Raw genomic sequence first — 18627 nt, 5'->3', positions numbered from 1 at the left:
GTGTCCTACAGCTTCACGAAAAGCAGCACTGGCCAGACCGGCTGGTCGTAACGGTTGATCAGGCGGAAGCCTTCGGCCTCATAGGCGGCGATGACGCCGGCTTCCTGTTCGCTCATCAGGCCCGCCAGCATGACGCGGCCGCTTTTGACCATATGCGCCGCCATGTCGGGCGCCAGTTCGGCGAGCGGGCCGGCGAGAATATTCGCAAAGACAAAATCAAACGGCGCGGCGAGCGTGATGTCCGGATGCTCGAATCCGGCGGCCGTCAGCGTCGTCACCTTGTCGCCGACGCCGTTTAGCGCGGCGTTTTCAGCGGCGATCGCCACAGAGTTTTCGTCAATGTCGCTGGCGAGAACCTCGCGGCCCCACAGTTTAGCCGCAGCGATGGCGAGCACCGCAGAGCCGCAGCCAAGATCAAAGATCGCCCGCGGCGCCCAGCCGGAAAACCGGTCGAGCAAGGTAAGGCACCCGGCGGTCGTCGGATGATGGCCAGTGCCAAACGCCATATTCGCGTCGATACGGATCGGTATGTCGCCTTCGTCATCCGGCAGCTTGTCTGCGTCATGCACGCCATACAGCACAAACCGCCCGCAACGCACCACGCCGAGCCCTTCAAGCGCGTGGGCGACCCAGTCAATATCGGGAAGTTCTTCAACGCTTGCGTCGCCTGCTTTGTGTTCAGCGGCGACAGTGTTGACCGCGTCCATATCGGGCGCCGCTTCAAAATAGGCGTCGAGCCGCCAGGCGCTCGCCCCGTCTTCGACAGTTGCGTCATCCTTGGTGAGACTGACGGCGCCGGCGGGCGGCCACAAGACCTCGCCAAGGGCGTCGCCAAGCAATTCCAGCGCAGGTTTCTCGCCGGTCCAGGTCAGTTTGTATGATGTAGCGCTCACGCGGCCTCAATGAATGTGTCGATGACTTTTTTCGGTCCGGAATGCTCAAAATTCACAGTGAGCTTTTGACCCTCAATGGCGGAAATCTTGCCGTATCCGAATTTTTGATGAAACACCCGCTCGCCGACTTTGTATTTCGACTTGCCCGGTGCGGAGACTGACAGTGTTGCGCCGCGGCCTTCAATCGTCGGCGCTTGCGTTCTCTGCCGTGAGGATGCGGCTCGGGCGCGCTTCCAGCCGGGATTGTCGTAATAATCGTCTTCTTTCAGCTTCATGCCTTCAAAGGCGGAGTGGCTGGCGAGCGAGGCGGCGGAGTTGCCGTAAAGGCCCGGCTCGGACACCACCTCCACATGTTCTTCAGGCAATTCATCAATGAAGCGTGACGGGATCGCCGCCTGCCAGCGCCCGTAGATCATGCGGTTTGCAGCGAAAGAAATGCGGCAGCTTTGTTCTGCGCGGGTGACGCCCACATAGGCGAGGCGGCGTTCTTCTTCCAGCGCGGCATTGCCTTTTTCATCGAGCGAACGTTTCGACGGAAAAATTTCTTCTTCCCAGCCGGGCAGGAACACCACGGGAAATTCAAGTCCCTTCGCGGCATGCAGCGTCATCAGCCAGACCTGACCATCGGCGGAGCTGTCGCTCAGCTCTGAGACCAGCGCCACATGATCGAGATAGGCTTCGAGCGTGTCGAATTCCGAGACAGCCTGAATAAGTTCTTTGAGGTTATCGAGCTTGCCCGGCGCCTGCGGGCTTTTGGAATTCTTCCACATTTCGATATAGCCGGACTCTTCCAGCATCAGTTCGGCGAGGTCGGCGGGCGGCATGTCTTTGGCGTCGCGGGCCCAGCGGTCGATTGTGTCGAGGAAATTCAACAGCGATCTGCGCGCGGCGGTGGTAAGCTCATTGCTTTCAAGCGCAAGGCGTGACGCAGCCATAAGCGGCATGTCATTGGCGCGCGCAATCTTGTGCAGGGTTTGCAGCGCCTTGTCCCCAAGGCCGCGTTTCGGCTTGTTGACCACCCGGTCGAAAGCGAGATCGTCATCGGCCGACCGGATAAGGCGCATATAGGCGAGGGCGTCGCGCGACTCTTCGCGTTCGTAGAAGCGCGGGCCGCCGACAACTTTGTAAGCAAGGCCGAGCGTGTTGAAGCGTTCTTCAAAGGCGCGCATCTGAAACGAGGCGCGCACCAGCACGGCCATATGGGAAAGCGAGCGGCCCTTATGCTGCTCCGCCTCGATATCGTCGCCTATCAGCCGGGCTTCCTCTTCGCCGTCCCAGACGCCGCGCACCTTCACCTTTTCGCCGTCTTCAGCGTCGGTCCACAAGGTCTTGCCGAGCCGTTCGGTGTTGCCGGCGATCAGTCCGGAAGCTGCGCCAAGAATTGACGGCGTCGAACGGTAATTGCGTTCGAGCCGGATCACTTTCGCGCCGGGAAAGTCTTTTTCGAAACGCAGGATGTTTTCAACTTCCGCCCCGCGCCAGCCATAGATCGACTGGTCGTCATCGCCGACGCAGCAGATGTTCTTGTGTTTCTGGGCGAGAAGGCGCAGCCACAAATATTGCGCGACATTGGTGTCCTGATACTCGTCCACCAGCATATATTTGAAGCGGCGCTGATATTCCTCCAGCACGTCCGGATTGTTCTGAAAGATCGTCAGATTGTGCACGAGAAGGTCGCCGAAATCGGCGGCGCTCAATGTGGTCAGCCGGGACTGATACGCCTTATAAAGATCGACGCCGCGTCCGTCGGCGAAATGCCAGCCTTCATTGGCGGGCACCTTGTCCGGCGTCAGGCCGCGGTTTTTCCAGCCGTCAATGACGAAGGCGAGGCCGCGCCCGGTCCAGCGTTTCTCATCCAGATTGGCCGCCTCAATCACCTGTTTGGCGAGGCGCGACTGGTCGTCGGCGTCGAGAATGGTGAAGTTCGATTTCAGGCCCACAAGCTCGGCGTGCCGGCGCAGGATCTGCGCGCCGATCGAGTGAAATGTGCCGAGCCATTTCATGCCCTCGACCGATGATCCCACCAGCGTCTGAATGCGTTCGCGCATTTCGCGCGCCGCCTTGTTGGTGAAGGTCACGGCGAGAATCTGCCAGGGCTGGGCCCGGCCGGTATGGAGGAGATGGGCGAGGCGCGTCGTCAGCGCACGGGTTTTCCCCGTGCCCGCGCCGGCGAGCATCAGAACCGGTCCCTCAATCGCCAGCACCGCCGCGCGCTGCTCCTCATTGAGGCCTTCAAGATAAGGCGCATCTTCGCCGCCATGAGCGCCGCTCAAGGGCAATTGGGCGTCTCGCGCCGCCCCCATTGCATTGAGGGCGCGCTCGGAAATGGACATTTTGCGGTCGGATTGGGAGGCCATTGAAACTCTTTACCGAAACGAGAACGATTCTGGAACATTAAGAGATATAGAGGCTTGGCGGAATTGCAATAATTGCAGGAATCGCGACACTGGAGGGTGGGGAGAATAGGCCCGGATTGCATAATCGGGCCCAAATAGGAGTTTTAGCCCATGGCAGGCAAATTTGAGCTTTATAAAGACAAGGCGGGTGAATTCCGCTTCCGGCTGAAGGCCGGCAATGGTGAGAACATCCTCGCCAGCGAAGGTTACAAAGACAAAGGCGGCGCGGAAAACGGCATCGCTTCGGTCAAGAAAAACGCCGCCGACAAGGCGCGGTTCGAGATCAAGGAATCTTCCAGCGGCAAGCCGTATTTCGTCATCAAGGCGGGCAACCACCAGGTGATTGGCCAGTCGCAAATGTATGACAGCACGTCGGGCTGCGAGAACGGCATTGAGTCGGTCATGAAAAACGCGCCGGATGCGGCGACGGACGACCAGACCGCGTAGACGCCCCGTGCGTCTTGAGTTTTGAAACGCCGTCCTGTTCGGGGCGGCGTTTTTTTTGCGTGTATTTTCCGGTTTTGTAAAAGCGGCGGCGCGCGCATACTGGGGCCATGACGGACCCGACCCCATTCACGCACAGACTTGCGACCGAAGCGGACACAGACGCCATCGTAGCGCTAATGAAATCGTCCATCGCGGAGAATATGAAAGGCTTTCTGAGCGAGGCCGAGATCATCGCCGCCCAGGAAACCATGGGGCTAGATACGACGCTGCTTGAAGACGGCACCTATTTTGTCATTGAGGCGCAACAAGGCGGCGAGACCGTCATGGTCGGTTGCGGCGGCTGGGGCAGGCGCAAGACACTCTATGGGGGCAACCACACCAAGGGGCGCGATGACAGCTATGCGGACCCGTCGAAAGACGCCGCGCGCATTCGCGCCATGTACACGCATCCGGGCTGGACGCGCAAAGGCATAGGCACGCTGCTGCTAGACCTCGGAGAGGGCGCCGCGCGCGAGGCGGGATTTAAAACCATCGAGCTTGGCGCAACCTTGCCGGGCGAGCCGCTTTACCGGGCGCGTGGCTATGTCGAGATCAGCCGCGAAACCCAGACCGCGGCGAACGGCTCCGTCAATGTGATTATATTGATGCGCAAGGCGCTATAGCCGGGCGAATTACGACCCTTCGAGGAGTTGCGCCTCGGTTGCGGCGTCTTCTGCATCAGCAAACCCCGCAAGCACCTCGTCACAGCCATCCTGCACAAAGGCGAGATCGTCGATCAGATAGCGCAACACGTCGCCCGCTTCCGACGCCGTGCCGCTCTTCATACTGACGGTGATCTTTTTGGCGCGACCGCCGAGATAATAGGCGCCGGCCATATGCCGCCAGCGGACCGTATATTTGGTCCATTCAAATTCGGCTTTGGCGGAGGGGAGCGCGGCGCCGTTTTCATCCCAGCCATTGATCGTGACGGTAAAGGGCTCTTCCTGCTGTCCGCCGGTCGGATAGATCGCCATGGTGACGACACAGACCGGGCGGTCAAATTCGATAACCAGCGGCGCATTGAGATAGTTGATGTAACCGGCAGCATAATCGCCGCTGGGCGCCGCCTCATATGTGCAAAGAGAGTCATAATAAAAACGCCGCTGCCCTTCGCAAATCTGCCGCGTCAGTCCGCGTCCGAATTTGACGCCATAGTCTTTCTCATATGCCTTGCGAATGACGTCGCCATGGGCGCCCGGCGGCGCTTCAAAGGTGATGACGCGGTAGGGCGCATCGTCCGCCGCTTTTTCCGCGTCGCCGACGCGCTTGATGACGCCGGTGATTGTGGCCGGATTTGTGTCATGATCCGGGTCCGGACCAATGCCGTTTTCATGAACATAGTTGCTGTCTGCGCTTTGCGCGTTGACAGCCGGCGCCGCGCCGATAAGCGAGGCAGTAAAAAAGTAAAATAGCCTTGTTCATGGCGACATGTTCTCCCTGTATAACAATACAGGGAATGCGAGTTGGTTCCAATTGTTCCCGCCAATTTGCATTCCGGTCCGCTCATGGCGGAAAAATCGTTGCAAAATCACATCACTACGCATGTCGCAGCATCTTGGGGCGCGCGCATTGCCGTGAAGGGGGCGCCCGCCTGGTTGACGCTGCCGGATGGCGCGAGGCAAACCCTTTGCACGCTGACAGGAGATTTTGATGCGGGTTTTCCTAACTCGTCTGGCGGCTTTTGCGCCGCTGCTGATATTCGCAGCTTGTGTGAGTCTCGGGCCCGCCGGTTTCGATTCCGAGATCGAGGCGGCGGCGGCCGCAACTGAGGCCGCCGACACCGCCGCAGGCCGCATACAGGCAGACATCGCCTGGCTCGCCGACGATGCTCGCGAGGGCCGCGAGGCCGGCACGCAAGGATATCGCGACGCCGCCGAATACGTCGCCGCGCGCATGTCGTCGATGGGCATGTCGCCGGGCGCCGATGGCGGCTGGTTCCAGGAAGTCCCGTTCATTTCCGGCAAGCAGATCAGCGAAGCGTCAGCCCTCTCAATCACCGGGCCAGACGGTGAAACCACGGTGCTCTCGAACCTGGATGACTTCCGCATATTCCCGTCACTCGCGGCGCCGTCTTTCAAAATTGAAGAAGCGGAAGCAGTGTTTGTCGGATTTGGCGTGCACGCGCCGGAATTCGGACATGACGATTATGAGGGCGTCGATGTCGCCGGAAAAATTGTCGTATATTTCTCCGGCGTGCCAGATATTTTCGATAATGAAAGCAATGCGCATTTCAAATCCGGCAGCTTGAAAGCGAAAGAAGCTTCCGCGCGCGGCGCCATCGGAACGATTTCCCTTTTTACGGCGGCGTCGGAAAAAAATTATTCCTGGGAGCGGTTCACCGCCAATCCAAACTATTCAGCGACAAGCTGGGTCTGGCCGGATGGACGCCCGGAAACGTCCGGGCCGACGATTTTGGGCCGCGCAACGGCGCATGCAGATAAGGCGCCCCTGTTGTTTGCTGATGCGGCGCACAGCTATGCGCGGGTGCGCGCCGCCGCGGATGGTGAAGCCGCTGCGACCGGAAGCTTCCCGCTCGCCGTAAAAATTTCGATGGCGGGCGCGATGGAGACTGAAGAGTTCTCAAGCCCGAATGTGGTGGGGCTCATTCCCGGCGCAGATGCGGAACTCAAAAACGAATATGTCATCCTGACCGCGCATCTCGACCATGTCGGGCTGAATGAACGCCTGATCGAAGAAGGCAAAGACGGGATCAATAATGGTGCGATGGATAATGCGACGGGCGTTGCTGTCCTGCTCGAGGTCGCGCGCGGATTTCTGGACGGCGTCCCGCCTGCGCGCAGCGTGTTGATTGTCGCTGTGACAGCGGAAGAAAAAGGATTGCTGGGGTCGGAATATTTCGCGCATTTCCCGACAATCGGGGAGGGCTCGATGGTTGCGAATGTCAATCTCGATATGCCGGTGATGCTGCATGACTTCACCGACGTCATCGCCTTCGGCGCCGAGCGGTCTTCCATCGGGCCGATCATGAAAGCGGCGCTGGCGGATCTGGGCGTTGGGCTATCGCCTGATCCGATTCCGGAGCTCGGCATCTTCACCCGCTCGGACCATTACCCGTTTGTCGAGCAGGGCGTGCCGTCGGTGTATCTGTGGACGGGGTTTGAAAGTGGCGGCGAAGAAAAATTCTGGAATTTTTATCGCGACCACTATCACCGTCCAAGCGACGACATCAGCCAGCCGATTAAATATGACAGTCTGGCGCGTTTTGCCGTGGTGAATTTCGAGATTGCACAAGCGCTTGCAAATGTACCGGAAAAGCCGGCCTGGAATGAGGGCGACTTTTTCGGCGACCTTTTCGGCAAAGACTGAAAATGAAAACGGCCCCGATATGGGGCCGTTTTGCTATTCAATTTCGTATATTAGCGAAACCGTTACATTCACGCTTGATTCACCGGCTTGCAACGGAACCGAAGACTCGGCCATTTCCATACGTGCAGAATACATTTTCGGCTGCGGCGCAGCGGCGTAGCCTTCCTGAATACTGAGCAGTTTGCCGAGACGGACCCCTGCGGCGTCGGTCAGCAATGTGGCTTTTGCTTTAGCGCTGGCGACGGCGTCCTTGCGCGCTTCGTCAAGCAGCGGCTTCGGATCGGAAAAGGCGAATGAAATTCCGCCCAGCGAATTCGCGCCGGACTGCACGGCCTGATCAATGACAGCGCCCGCGGCGCTCAGGTCACGCAGGCGCACGGTGACGGTGTTGGAGGCGGTGAAGCCGATGACTTCGGGGCGCGAGCGGTTTTTCTCATAGTCGTAACGCGGATTGACCGACAGGCCGGACGTCTGGATGTCGCGTTCTGCAACGCCGAGTTTTTTCAACTTGTCTATCGTCGCGGACATGTTCGCCGAATTCTGGCGCAATGCTTCTGCAGCGGTCAGCGCGTCGCTTTGCACGCCGATTGAAACGACGGCCATGTCCGGCGCGGCCGAGGCTTCGCCCTCGCCATTAACGGAAATGGTGCGGTGTGTGGCGGCGGCATCGGCGGCGATGGCTTGGGGCGCGCTGCAACTGGCGGCCAGAAGCGCGGCGGCGGCGGCAGGGGCGAGGGCGTGACGCATTGGTTTTTTCTCCATTTTTGCGGTCTGCGCGGATGTGATCGGCTTCGCATGGCGAAATCAAGGCGGAAACAAGCGCAAGCGCTGGCGGTTCCTTCACGATCTGGTGGTCGGCGATGGCGAGAAAGCTGGCGGGAGCGGGCTTTCACGGTCGGGAAATAGCTGATAATAGGGCGCTCCCAATTTGCGGCGCGCGCCGCCTGATTGGGCCTGTAGCTCAATTGGTTAGAGCTGGCGGCTCATAACCGCTAGGTTGGGGGTTCGAGTCCCTCCGGGCCCACCAAAACCTTGCGGAAAAGCGGTTGGGATCACAAATCCCGAAACATGGCTGGCGCCGGATGGCGGCGAGAGAAAAGCTGGATGTCGGCGGACGGGGCTGATGGCGCCTCAACTTTCATGAATGGTTATGTTGAAACCCTCATCATCTCCGGGACGTTCGAAGTAAGCTGCAAATTGATCATACTCTTCGTCGCTTGTCTGGTACGCATGTCCATTGCGTTCATTGCGCGCGCGAAGCCTTTTCTTGCAGATATCGTCAGGCACATCCAGAAAGTGCAGAACATGATCGCATCCGCTATTGTCGATTATGCTTTTCATCCAGGCGCGGCGTTTTCGGGTGTTGGCATGAAAATCCAACACGACATTCGCACCCGATAAAAGCATGTCAGCGACTAGCGGCGCCAGCGCTTCTTCAAGACAGGAAGAGCGCCGCCGGAATTGTTCAAGCGTAGTAATCTCATTTGGATAGAGTGACGAAAGCAAGTCATCTTCGCTCAGACGAATACACGCCATCTCCGCTTCCAGTTTTGAGGCAAGCGTAGACTTTCCGGCTGCGATTTTTCCGCAGATCAAATGTAATGTTGGCATGCCAAAATATGACTTCGTGATTTTTCGCGGTCAATACAGTTTGCGGCTTCACGCCGGCGGTCAGGGTGATGCGGGAAACGGCCATTCCTTTCTATCACCGATGATCGCCATTGACCTTCGGCCAGCCTCTTGTCATTCATTCACGGCTAAATTAATGAATTCGCCAAACTGCACGCCTGCGCCAGCAAGAAAAGCAAAAGTGCAGCGGCGAGAAATCGGGATCAAGGGAGGCCCTGCGCTATGTCGAATGAAGTCGCTCTAAGCTCTATTCTGCGCCATCACGCGCAGCTTTCGCCGTCGAAAGCCGCATTGGTCATTGATGATGCGCAGATCACCTATGACCAGCTCGATGCCCGCGCGAACATGCATGCGCGGATGCTGGCGGCGCAGGGGGTTGGGCAGGGCGACTTCGTGACGGTGGCGCTTCCGAATGGCCTTGAGTTTTACGAAACCGTTTTTGCAATCTGGAAGCTGGGCGCGATTCCGAACATCGTTTCCGCCAAGCTTGCGCGCCCGGAAATGGAAGCGATCCTCGATATCGTGCGACCAAAACTGTTTTTGGGTGCAAGCTCAGGCCTTAACGCGCCGATGATTGCGGAAGGGGAGAATGCGCCGGAGAGCTACTCCGCTGAGCCGCTGACGGAAGCTGTATCGCCGCATTGGAAAGCCATGACCAGCGGCGGCTCCACCGGCCGGCCGAAGGTGATCGTTGACGCCATGCCGGCGCGGTGGAATCCGCAAGAAGGGTTTCTGGGTCAGCGCCCGGGCGATGTGATCCTCAATCCCGGACCGCTTTATCACAATGCGCCATTTCACTGCATCACCATGGGCATGTTTGTCGGCGCCACGATTGTGGAAATGGGCAAGTTTGACGCGTTGCGCGCGCTCCAGCTAATCGATGCGCTTCACGTCAATTGGGTGACGATGGTGCCGACCATGATGAACCGCATCTGGCGGTTGGGGCCTGACGTCCTGTCTGATTTCACCCTGCTAAGCCTGCGCATGATGCTCCATATGGCGGCCCCTTGCGCGCCCTGGCTGAAACAGGCGTGGATTGACTGGCTTGGGGGCGAGCGCGTCTGGGAATATTTCGGCACGACCGAAGCGATCGGCTCGACGATGATTTCGGGCGCGGACTGGCTTACGCATCGCGGCTCTGTGGGCCGTGTCCGCGATGGCTATGAGATGGCGATCCTCGACGGGGAAGGGCGTCCGCGTCCAACCGGCGAGGTTGGCGAAATCTTTTTCCGCCCGCAAGGCGGCGCCGGATCGACCTATCACTATCTCGGCAGCGCAGCGCGGCGCATCGGCGAGTGGGAGTCGACCGGCGATCTCGGCAGCGTGGACGAGGACGGATATCTCTTTCTATCCGACCGCCGCAATGACCTGATCATTTCCGGCGGCGCAAACATTTATCCAGCGGAAGTTGAGGCGGCGATTGACGCGCATCCGTTGGTTCGTTCCAGCGCGGTGGTGGGGCTTCCCGATGAAGACTGGGGCGCGCGCGTGCACGCTATTGTTCAGCGAGCCGATGGCGCGGCGCTTGATGAGGCGGGGCTGCTCGACTTCGTCGCCGAACGCCTCACGCATTACAAATTGCCTCGAAGCATCGAGTTCACCAGCGAGGCGTTGCGTGATGAGGCGGGCAAAGTGCGCCGGGCCGCATTGCGCGATGCGCGGCTGGAAAAAACCGGGACTGCGGCGCAGCCATAAACCCGTCAAACGGGCGGGGCGATCACTTTTTTTTCGTTTTCGCCTTTTTGCGTTTGGTCTTTGGTTTTGCGGTTTTTCTGCTGTTATAGAGCGCATCGAAACCGCCGGCCATGAATGTCACGAAGCGTTCGCGCACCGCTTCGAAATCATCGGAGGCGCATAGATTATTCGACAGCCTGTCAATGCGTCCGGTGCGCGACAGGATCAGCGTATAGGCGCCGGACGTGAACTGGAAACTCCAGAACAGATCTTCTGGTTTTGCGTCGGGAAGCGCCTTCTGCAACAGCTCAATCAGGCGCAGCACGAGGGGATCAAAATAGAGATCCATCTTTTCCGCGCCATAGCCGGGCGCATTGTTTACCTGCGCGAAAATCCGGCCGAAATTGCTCCAGCCTTTATCTTCATTGATATACACATCGAAGGCGCCGTCATAATAGGCGCGCAGCGCGCCCTCGATGGTCGGATGCTCGCCGACTTCTTCTTCATAGGCGTCTAGGCCGGCGGTGCGCGCATCGACTGCAAATTGCACGCGCCGATCAAAAACCGCGTCGAACAATGCTTTCTTGCCGTCGAAATAATAATGGATAAGCGCCGGATGGATGCCCATCTTGTCGGCGACATCCTTGATCGTCACGCCGAAATAACCGAGCTGCGCGAACAGGTCTTCGCTCGTATCCAGGATCTGTTTCACCGTCGCGGCCCGCTGTTCAGCGCGCGTGCGGCGACCTTCGCGTTTTGGCGCTGCCGCCATATTCTCAGGCCCCTATATTGATCGGCCGCTGTCAGAACGGCGCCAAGCTCTTGATAAATCAGGGAGACGATGGGGCGGGCGCCTTACGCAGTCAACCGATGGCGGGCGGAAATTTGATTTAGCAGTAAATAAATGAACTTGACCGGGCGAAGGGGCTGCGGTAGCAGTCGATTTCATTCATTTATGACTAAATGAATGAAATCGACTGCCCGCCCTGATGCGGGCGGCGACAAAGAAAAACACAGGCGCCCAAGAAAAGCGGCGCTATTGGGAGGGGTAAATGAGAACAAGTTTTAACCTGATGGCGTGCGTCTCGGCGAGCGCTCTGATGTTTGCAGCCGGACCCGCCTTTGCGCAATCTTCCGCTGCGGGGCAAGGCGACGAAGACGCGCCGGCCGATGAAATTGTCGTCACCGGCACCAGCATTCGGGGCGTGCCGCCCACCGGTTCAAACCTGATCAGCGTCTCTCGCGATGACATTGAGGCGATTGGCGCGGCGAATACGCCGGACTTGCTGGCGAGCGTTCCGCAGCTCAACAGCTTCAACACAGCGCCGTCGCCAAGTCTCGGCGGGTTCGGTTCCTTTGCGCCGGGTCTTCGCGGGCTGCCGGCGAATGCGACCTTGCCGCTGATGAACGGGCATCGCCTTGTCGCGGCGGCGGCGAATGAAACCAATCCCGATTACCCGCTTATCCCGAATCTGGCGCTTGAACGGATCGAAGTCGTTGCGGATGGTGCATCGGCAATTTACGGGTCGGATGCGGTTGCCGGCGTCGTGAACTTCATCACCCGCAAAAATGTGTCAGGTGTGGAAATCGCTGGCGGCTATGGCATAGCCGACGACTATGATTCTGTGCATGCGGGCGTGTTGTTCGGCGAGGACTGGGATAGCGGATCAATCCTCCTAGCCTATCAATATTCTGAAAATGACAACATCACCGGCGGCGATCGCGATTATCGGGTTCAGGATTTTCGCCCCTTTGGCGGCATCGATACACGCGGCGTATCCTGCCCATCGCCGAATGTGCGGGTCGATGCGACATTCTACGCGATCTATTACGGCGCGCCGGACTTTGCGCCTAATACGCAGAATTTCTGCGACAACGGCGCCGCCGCCGATCTCTATCCGAGCTCGCGCACGCACGCCGTTTTCGCCTCGGGCGAACAGGACATTGGCGAGCGCGTCACCTTGTGGGGCGAGGTTCTGTATACGGACCGGGAAGATTTGCTTCGCGTTTCCCCGCCGGTTCAGGCGGCGTTTCTCGCCAACACCAATCCATTCTTTCAGGCGCCTCCCGGAACCGGCGCGACGGTCGAATATGTGGAGTTCCGTCCGGACAATCTGGTCGGGGCCGATCATTTCACCAACACTGATGTGAGAAAAGTCGGCAATGCGTCTTTCGGGGTCGATATCTCCCTGCCGCGCGATTTGAATTTCAGCGTCTATGGGACTTACGACTGGGCCAAGAATGACGCCTTCATCCCGCAGATAAACCCGACCGCGCTTGCCATAGCGGCTGCTGGCGTGACAACGGACACGGCGCTTGATCCGTTCGGCATGGGCACGTCTCCGGCTGTTGTCGCCGCCATCCTTGATTCCTCAACGGATGTTTCGATTGACCAGCGCACGCATCTGGCGGCCGCAAAGCTCGACGGGCCGATTTCTGACTTGCCCGGCGGACAGTTGAGATTCGCCCTTGGCGGTGAATTGCGGCGCGAGACTTTCGAGCAGCAAGGCTTTGTCGGATCGACGCCTGTGCCCGAAGATTTGGTGCGTGACATCAGTTCTGTTTATGGCGAGCTGTTCATTCCGATTTTTGGCGACGGAAATGCTGCGCCCATGTTTAACAGCCTTTCTCTCTCCGTGTCCGGCCGGTTTGACGATTACAGTGATTTCGGATCGACGACGAACCCGAAGGTCGGTCTCAACTGGGAGCCGGTGAGTGGCGTCAATTTGCGCGGCTCTTACGGCACATCCTTCCGGGCGCCGGGCATGCGCCAGGTCGGCGCCACTGTCGGCGCATACTATCTGGACGCGGCAAACTCCGCCGTTGCCGCAAATGATCCGACGCGCGGACTGGCGCAGGTGAACACCGTCTACCTGCTTGGGGGCAATCGCGATCTGCAGCCGGAGAAAGCCACCACCTATTCATTCGGCGTTGACATCAATCCGGCGGCGCTGCCGGATCTACGCGCCAGCGTGACCTACTACAATATTGACTACACTGAGGTCATCGGCACGCCGTCAGCGGCGATTGTCTTCACCGATCCGACATTCACCTCAATCGTATATCGCGATCCCACGGTGGCGGAGCTGACGGAACTGTTGTCGATTGCGGTGCCGGTCAATTTGCCGAGCCCCTTGCCGGCGATTGGAAACTTCCTTGACCTGCGGCTCAACAATTTCGGCAGCCGCGACACGGACGGTCTGGATTTCAACATCAATTATCGCTGGTCGACAAATTTCGGCGCGGTGTATGCAGACCTGGCGGGCAATTACATCCTCAATTTCGACACGCAATTGTCTCCCGCATCGCCAACATCCGACAGCTTGCTGCTTGGGGTGCCGCGCGCAACGGCGCGGGCGACATTGGGCGCGCAAGTCGGGTCGCTGGGGCTGGCGAGCTTCGTCAATTATCGCGACGGGGTTACGAACAATTTCACCACGCCGACCGGTGTAAGTTCGTTTGAAGCCGATCCCTATGTAACGGTGGATCTGCGCGTCAGTTTGACATTGCCGAATGAGGGCTGGACGGAAGGCGGGGTCGTCGCCTTGCAGGTGAACAATCTGTTCGATCAGGATCCGCCATTCTTTCCCGCTACAGACGGCATTGGCGGCGCCTATAATCCGATCGGGCGGTATGTGGCGATCAATCTGCGCAAATCCTTTTGATCGACAAGAAGCAAGACAGCGGCCGAAGCACCCGATTCATGAACAGTGATCCACTTCGCCGCGCTACAGGCTTTGATCCAGCGAGACTCGCCATGGTTCGACCCGCCCTTCAGGCATTTGTCGATCATGGCGAGCTTGCGGGCGTCGTCACGCTGACCTCGCGCGCCGGCGAAATCGTTCAGTCGGAACAAATCGGCTGGAGCGACATTGAAACAAACACGCCGATGCGGTCCGACACGCTTTTTCGGATCGCTTCGATGACCAAGCCGATCACATCAGCGGCGGCGTTGATGTTGTTGGAGCAAGGAAAAATCGCTTTATCGGACCCGATTACGCGATGGATTCCCGAGCTTGCCGAACTGAATGTGTTGCGCGACGCCGCAGGATCGCTCGACAAGGTTGTCCGCGCGCAACGCGAAATCACCATTGAAGACCTGCTCACCCATCGGTCGGGAATAGCCTATGGCTTCTTCTCGGAAGGCCCGCTCAAAAAGGCTTATGAGGACGTTCTGGGCGATCCGGCGATGAACCGGTCAACTCCGGATGAATGGCTGGCGGCGCTCGGCTCGCTTCCCTTGGCCTATCAGCCCGGCGAGCGTTTTCACTATGGGCATTCAACCGACGTGCTCGGCTTCCTGATCGGCCGCGTTGAAGGCAAGCCGTTTCGCGATGTGTTGAAGGAGCGGATTTTTGCGCCGCTCGGTATGGCGGATACGGATTTCTGGCTTCCTGAAGAAAAACGAAGCCGTCTCGCCAGCGTCTACAAATATGACGAAGCGGCAGGCGCGCTGATCAAATCCGAACAGGTTATGTATGACGATCCGCCGGCCTATACGCCGGGGGGAGGCGGGCTGATTTCATCAGCGGCGGACTATCACCATTTTGCGCGCATGCTGCTCGGGCGCGGCGCCCTTGACGGGGTTCGCCTGTTGCGGCCCGAGACGGTGCGCCTCATGCACACGAACCGGCTGACCGACGCGCAGCGCGAAGTGCCTTTCGCCGGCATGCCGCTCTGGCGCAAAAGCGGTTTCGGGCTTGGCCTCTCCATTGCGGAGGACCTTGTCGACAACCCCTATGCTTGCGGCGCGCCGGGATCGATGACCTGGCCGGGCATATTCGGCACATGGTGGCAGGCCGATCCGGTCAATGATCTGGTCATGATCTATCTCATCCAGCATCAAGTGCCGGTGTCTGCAAAAGCGGGATCGACCATCGCAACAGGCCGCGGCGCCGCAGGACGGCGCGCATTGCCTGTCTATCAGCAGGGGATCTACGCCGCCTTGCAGGACGGGCGCGCCTTTGCCGATCGCGAACCCGTCGCATGAATCACCGGGCGCAGAGATAAAAATCAAAACAAGTCCCCAGGAGGAAGCCGTGGCCGGACATTCTGTCAGCTCCTACGACGAACAGGCCGCTCAGGCGGCCCGCAGCGTACCGCTCACGCGTCGGTTCAAGGCTGAATATGGCGCGGGCGCCATGGCCGATGGTCTGGTGGCGGCGGGGTTTGGTTTTTTCCTGTTGTTTTACCTGACGGCGGTGTGCGGCATGTCAGGAACCATGGCGGGCACGGCGAAACTGATCGCCTTGCTGGTTGACGGCGTCGCCGACCCGGCGATCGGGCTGGCGAGCGACCGGGTGCGCTCGCGCTTTGGGCGGCGACTGCCTTTCATGATCGGCAGTCTTGCGCCATTCGCCTGCGCATTCGGTCTGCTTTTCACCGTCCCCGCATTATTGACCGGCGGCGCGCAATTTCTGTTTGTCACAATCTGCCTTGTCGTCCTGCGGCTTTCGCTTTCCTGTTTCGTACTGCCCTTTACCGCTGTCGGCGCAGAGGTGACCGATAATTATCGCGAGCGCGCCAGCATCGTGTCCTACCGGCTGTCGTTTCAGAATGCGGGTATTTTATGCGGCGTGGTTCTCGGCCTTGGCGTCTTCATGTCGGGGCCTTCGGGACTTTTGCAGCGCGAGAACTATGTGCCCTTCGCCTGGACCTGTGCGGTGGTCATCATATTGACCGGCCTGATTGCAATTGGCGCCGTGCGCCGCGCTTCGCCGCGCTTGCATGGGGCGAAGCCGGGCGAAGTCAATTTTCTCGCAGGCTTTGCGCGTGAGATGATCGAGCTGTCGCGCAACCGTTCGTTTCTGGTCCTGTTCGGAACGGTGCTCACCTATTTCCTCGCTTATTCCGCCCATGTTTCGCTGGCGCTGCATGCCAGCCGCTATTTCTGGAAACTTGATTCCTTTGCAATCCAGCTGGTCCTGTTGAGCACGACGCTTGGTCCGTTGCTCGGCGCGCCGATCAGCGCTTTCGCATTGCGTCACATCGAAAAGCGAACTTTGTCTATCGGCGCGTTTCTGGCCATCGCTTTGTTTTTGATGTGGCCGCCATTGTTGCAGCTTTACGGCCCGTTTTCGCTGACGCCGGCAAGTGCAACGGTGGTTTTGTTCGTCAACGGATTAATGGTCGGCACCGCCATCATGGTGGGCGGCGTCGGCTTCCAGTCAATGCTCGCTGATACTGCGGATGAACATGAATGGTTATTTGGCGTGCGCCGCGAAGGCCTGTTTTTTTCCGGCCTGACGCTTGCCTATAAGGCGGCGTCCGGTCTTGGGGGGCTGATTGCCGGGGTGGCGCTGGATCTGATCCATTTCCCGGCGGATATCGCCTCGCGCGGACCGGAACTGACGATCCCGAGCGAGGTGCTCGACAAGCTGGCCCTGATTTCCGGGCCGCTGCCGGCGGTGTTCGCGCTTGTCGCGCCGCTATTCCTGTTCGGATACCATCTGACCCGCAAGCGGCACGCAGAAATCATAAATGACCTTGAACAGCGCCATGCACAGACATCCGACAACCCGTCCTGACCCCGCACGGCGCGGGAAATTATCTGAACGCCAATGCCATGGGAGGCGCCGTGTGAACCGTTTTATTCAGATGCTTGCGATGGTCACGCTGATCTGTTCCGGCGCCTGCGCGCATGCGGAGACTGCGCCGGTCGTCAATGCGCCCGCAGGTAAAATGCGCGGCGAGGCGGAAGGGGGCGTCCGGATTTATCGCGGCGTACCCTATGCGCGGCCGCCGGTTGGCGAATTGCGTTGGCGTCCGGCTCAGGCGCTGGCGCGCTGGGCCGGGATGCGTGATGCGACCGGGTTCGGCGATGCATGTGTGCAGCCGGCGACACCGTTCAATGTAGAACTGCAAAACGCCATGAGCGAAGATTGTCTCTTCCTCAATATCTGGACGCCGGAACATGCGAAAGACGCGCCGGTGCTTGTCTGGATCCATGGCGGGTCGCTGGTGAACGGCGCCAGCAGCGAGGCGTTGTATGACGGCGCGGGCTTTGCGAAGCGCGGTGTGATTGTGGTGTCGATCAATTATCGCCTTGGCGCGCTCGGCTATCTGGCGCATCCTGAACTCAGCGCTGAATCGCCCGACAATATATCGGGCAATTATGGCCTCACGGACCAGATCGAGGCGTTGCGATGGGTCAACCGCAATATAGCCGCGTTTGGCGGCGATCCGGACAATGTCACTATCGCGGGCGAGTCAGCGGGCGCCCTTAGCGTGATGTTTTTAATGGCCGCGCCGCAAGCGCGCGATCTGTTCCAGCGCGCCATCGCCCAGAGCGGCTATATGATCACCATGCCGGAATTAAGGAACAGCACATTTGCGGATTTACCCGCCGCCGAACCGGCGGGCGCATGGGTGGCCAGTCAGTTGGGCGCTGAGGGTCTGGCGGAACTGCGCGCCATGAGCGCGGAAGCGATTATAAATGGCGCAGCGAGCGTCGGTTATTTCCCGCTTGGAACCATTGACGGGCGCCTTTTGCCACGGCAACTCGCCGATGTGTTTGACCGGGGCGAACAGGCGCCGGCGCCGATACTCGCGGGCTATAATGAGGGCGAAATCCGCTCGCTGCCGATCCTGTTGCCGCCGCCGCCTGCGAACGCCGAAGCCTATGAAGATGAAATCAGGGCCCGATACGGCGATCTTGCGGATGCATTTCTCGCGCTCTATACGCCAGAGACGATAAAAGAGAGCATGTTGGCGACGACCCGGGATGCGATGTATGGCTGGACGTCGGAACGGCTGACGGCGAAGCAAACCGCCATTGGCGCGCCGTCATTCCTTTATTATTTCGATCATGGTTATCCGGCTGCGGATGATGCGGGCTATCGCGCCTTTCACGCATCGGAAATTCCTTTCGTCTTCGGCACGACGGGAGCGACGCCGGATTACTGGCCCGCTGTGCCGCAAACCGCGCAAGAGCAACGCCTGTCCGACGCGATGATCAATTATTGGGCTTCCTTCGCCCGGAACGGAATCCCGCAGGCGCAGAACGAGGAAGACTGGCGGCCCTATGGGCAGGACCGCGCCTATATGGCGTTTGAAGAGGCGCCGGTCATGCGCGCCGCGCCGCCAAACGGCTATGAAATCCACGAGGCGGTGGTCTGCAGGCGGCGCGCAGCAGGCGGCATCCCCTGGAACTGGAATGTCGGCGTCATCTCGCCGCCATTGCCGGCGAAGACGCCGGCTTGCGACGCGGACCAATAAGCGAC

The 18627-nt window shown here is 59.3% G+C and carries 14 protein-coding genes and 1 tRNA gene; 9 read left to right on the top strand and 6 right to left on the bottom strand.

What is annotated here, in order from left to right:
- Nucleotides 1–5: 5 nt before the first annotated feature.
- Entirely contained in the window at nucleotides 6–893 is an 888-nt protein-coding gene (locus tag AC0L8G_RS16975; RefSeq protein ID WP_473385344.1) for a 50S ribosomal protein L11 methyltransferase, read from the bottom strand.
- Nucleotides 890–3250, bottom strand: coding sequence for a UvrD-helicase domain-containing protein (locus AC0L8G_RS16970; protein WP_473385343.1), 2361 nt, complete (start codon nucleotides 3248–3250; stop codon nucleotides 890–892). Before AC0L8G_RS16970 ends, AC0L8G_RS16975 begins: the two co-directional genes overlap by 4 nt.
- A gap of 150 nt (nucleotides 3251–3400) precedes the next feature.
- Here AC0L8G_RS16970 and AC0L8G_RS16965 point away from each other — a divergent pair, with 150 nt between their 5' ends.
- Nucleotides 3401–3736 (top strand): YegP family protein, encoded by a 336-nt coding sequence (locus tag AC0L8G_RS16965; protein WP_473385342.1) that lies wholly within the window; start codon nucleotides 3401–3403, stop codon nucleotides 3734–3736.
- 107 nt (nucleotides 3737–3843) lie between these two features.
- The gene (locus AC0L8G_RS16960; RefSeq protein ID WP_473385341.1) at nucleotides 3844–4398 is read left to right on the top strand and encodes a GNAT family N-acetyltransferase; all 555 of its coding nucleotides are present in this window, start codon (nucleotides 3844–3846) and stop codon (nucleotides 4396–4398) included.
- Nucleotides 4399–4407: 9 nt separating this feature from the next.
- Here AC0L8G_RS16960 and AC0L8G_RS16955 read toward each other — a convergent pair whose 3' ends face one another.
- Nucleotides 4408–4749: a hypothetical protein gene (locus tag AC0L8G_RS16955; protein WP_473385340.1), complete on the bottom strand. Its 342-nt coding sequence runs from the start codon at nucleotides 4747–4749 to the stop codon at nucleotides 4408–4410.
- 676 nt (nucleotides 4750–5425) lie between these two features.
- Here AC0L8G_RS16955 and AC0L8G_RS16950 point away from each other — a divergent pair.
- A complete protein-coding gene (locus AC0L8G_RS16950) occupies nucleotides 5426–7102 on the top strand; it encodes a M28 family metallopeptidase (RefSeq protein ID WP_473385339.1) in 1677 nt (558 codons plus the stop codon).
- Between the two features lie 33 nt (nucleotides 7103–7135).
- Here AC0L8G_RS16950 and AC0L8G_RS16945 read toward each other — a convergent pair whose 3' ends face one another.
- Nucleotides 7136–7864 (bottom strand): SIMPL domain-containing protein, encoded by a 729-nt coding sequence (locus AC0L8G_RS16945; protein WP_473385338.1) that lies wholly within the window; start codon nucleotides 7862–7864, stop codon nucleotides 7136–7138.
- Nucleotides 7865–8052: 188 nt separating this feature from the next.
- On the opposite strand from AC0L8G_RS16945, the gene AC0L8G_RS16940 reads away from it, so the two are divergent.
- Nucleotides 8053–8129: transfer RNA gene (locus AC0L8G_RS16940), tRNA-Ile, on the top strand.
- A gap of 104 nt (nucleotides 8130–8233) precedes the next feature.
- On the opposite strand, the gene AC0L8G_RS16935 is transcribed toward AC0L8G_RS16940, so the two are convergent.
- Nucleotides 8234–8713, bottom strand: a complete 480-nt coding sequence (locus tag AC0L8G_RS16935; RefSeq protein ID WP_473385337.1) for a P-loop nucleotide/nucleoside kinase family protein — start codon at nucleotides 8711–8713, stop codon at nucleotides 8234–8236.
- 240 nt (nucleotides 8714–8953) lie between these two features.
- Here AC0L8G_RS16935 and AC0L8G_RS16930 point away from each other — a divergent pair, with 240 nt between their 5' ends.
- Nucleotides 8954–10426: an AMP-binding protein gene (locus AC0L8G_RS16930; RefSeq protein WP_473385336.1), complete on the top strand. Its 1473-nt coding sequence runs from the start codon at nucleotides 8954–8956 to the stop codon at nucleotides 10424–10426.
- A gap of 22 nt (nucleotides 10427–10448) precedes the next feature.
- Here AC0L8G_RS16930 and AC0L8G_RS16925 read toward each other — a convergent pair whose 3' ends face one another.
- A complete protein-coding gene (locus AC0L8G_RS16925; protein ID WP_473385335.1) occupies nucleotides 10449–11177 on the bottom strand; it encodes a TetR/AcrR family transcriptional regulator in 729 nt (242 codons plus the stop codon).
- 280 nt (nucleotides 11178–11457) lie between these two features.
- On the opposite strand from AC0L8G_RS16925, the gene AC0L8G_RS16920 reads away from it, so the two are divergent.
- From AC0L8G_RS16920 to AC0L8G_RS16905, 4 genes are all read left to right on the top strand, one after another.
- Nucleotides 11458–14070 (top strand): TonB-dependent receptor plug domain-containing protein, encoded by a 2613-nt coding sequence (locus AC0L8G_RS16920; RefSeq protein ID WP_473385334.1) that lies wholly within the window; start codon nucleotides 11458–11460, stop codon nucleotides 14068–14070.
- Between the two features lie 38 nt (nucleotides 14071–14108).
- Nucleotides 14109–15395, top strand: a complete 1287-nt coding sequence (locus AC0L8G_RS16915; RefSeq protein WP_473385333.1) for a serine hydrolase domain-containing protein — start codon at nucleotides 14109–14111, stop codon at nucleotides 15393–15395.
- Between the two features lie 49 nt (nucleotides 15396–15444).
- Entirely contained in the window at nucleotides 15445–16932 is a 1488-nt protein-coding gene (locus AC0L8G_RS16910) for an MFS transporter (protein ID WP_473385332.1), read from the top strand.
- 70 nt (nucleotides 16933–17002) lie between these two features.
- Nucleotides 17003–18622: a carboxylesterase/lipase family protein gene (locus AC0L8G_RS16905; RefSeq protein WP_473388898.1), complete on the top strand. Its 1620-nt coding sequence runs from the start codon at nucleotides 17003–17005 to the stop codon at nucleotides 18620–18622.
- Nucleotides 18623–18627 lie beyond the last annotated feature (5 nt).

The organism is Hyphococcus sp. D3-15 (genome assembly GCF_055809375.1).
Note: the sequence above shows the minus strand (reverse complement) of the source record. Positions and strands in the feature narration are given on the sequence as shown.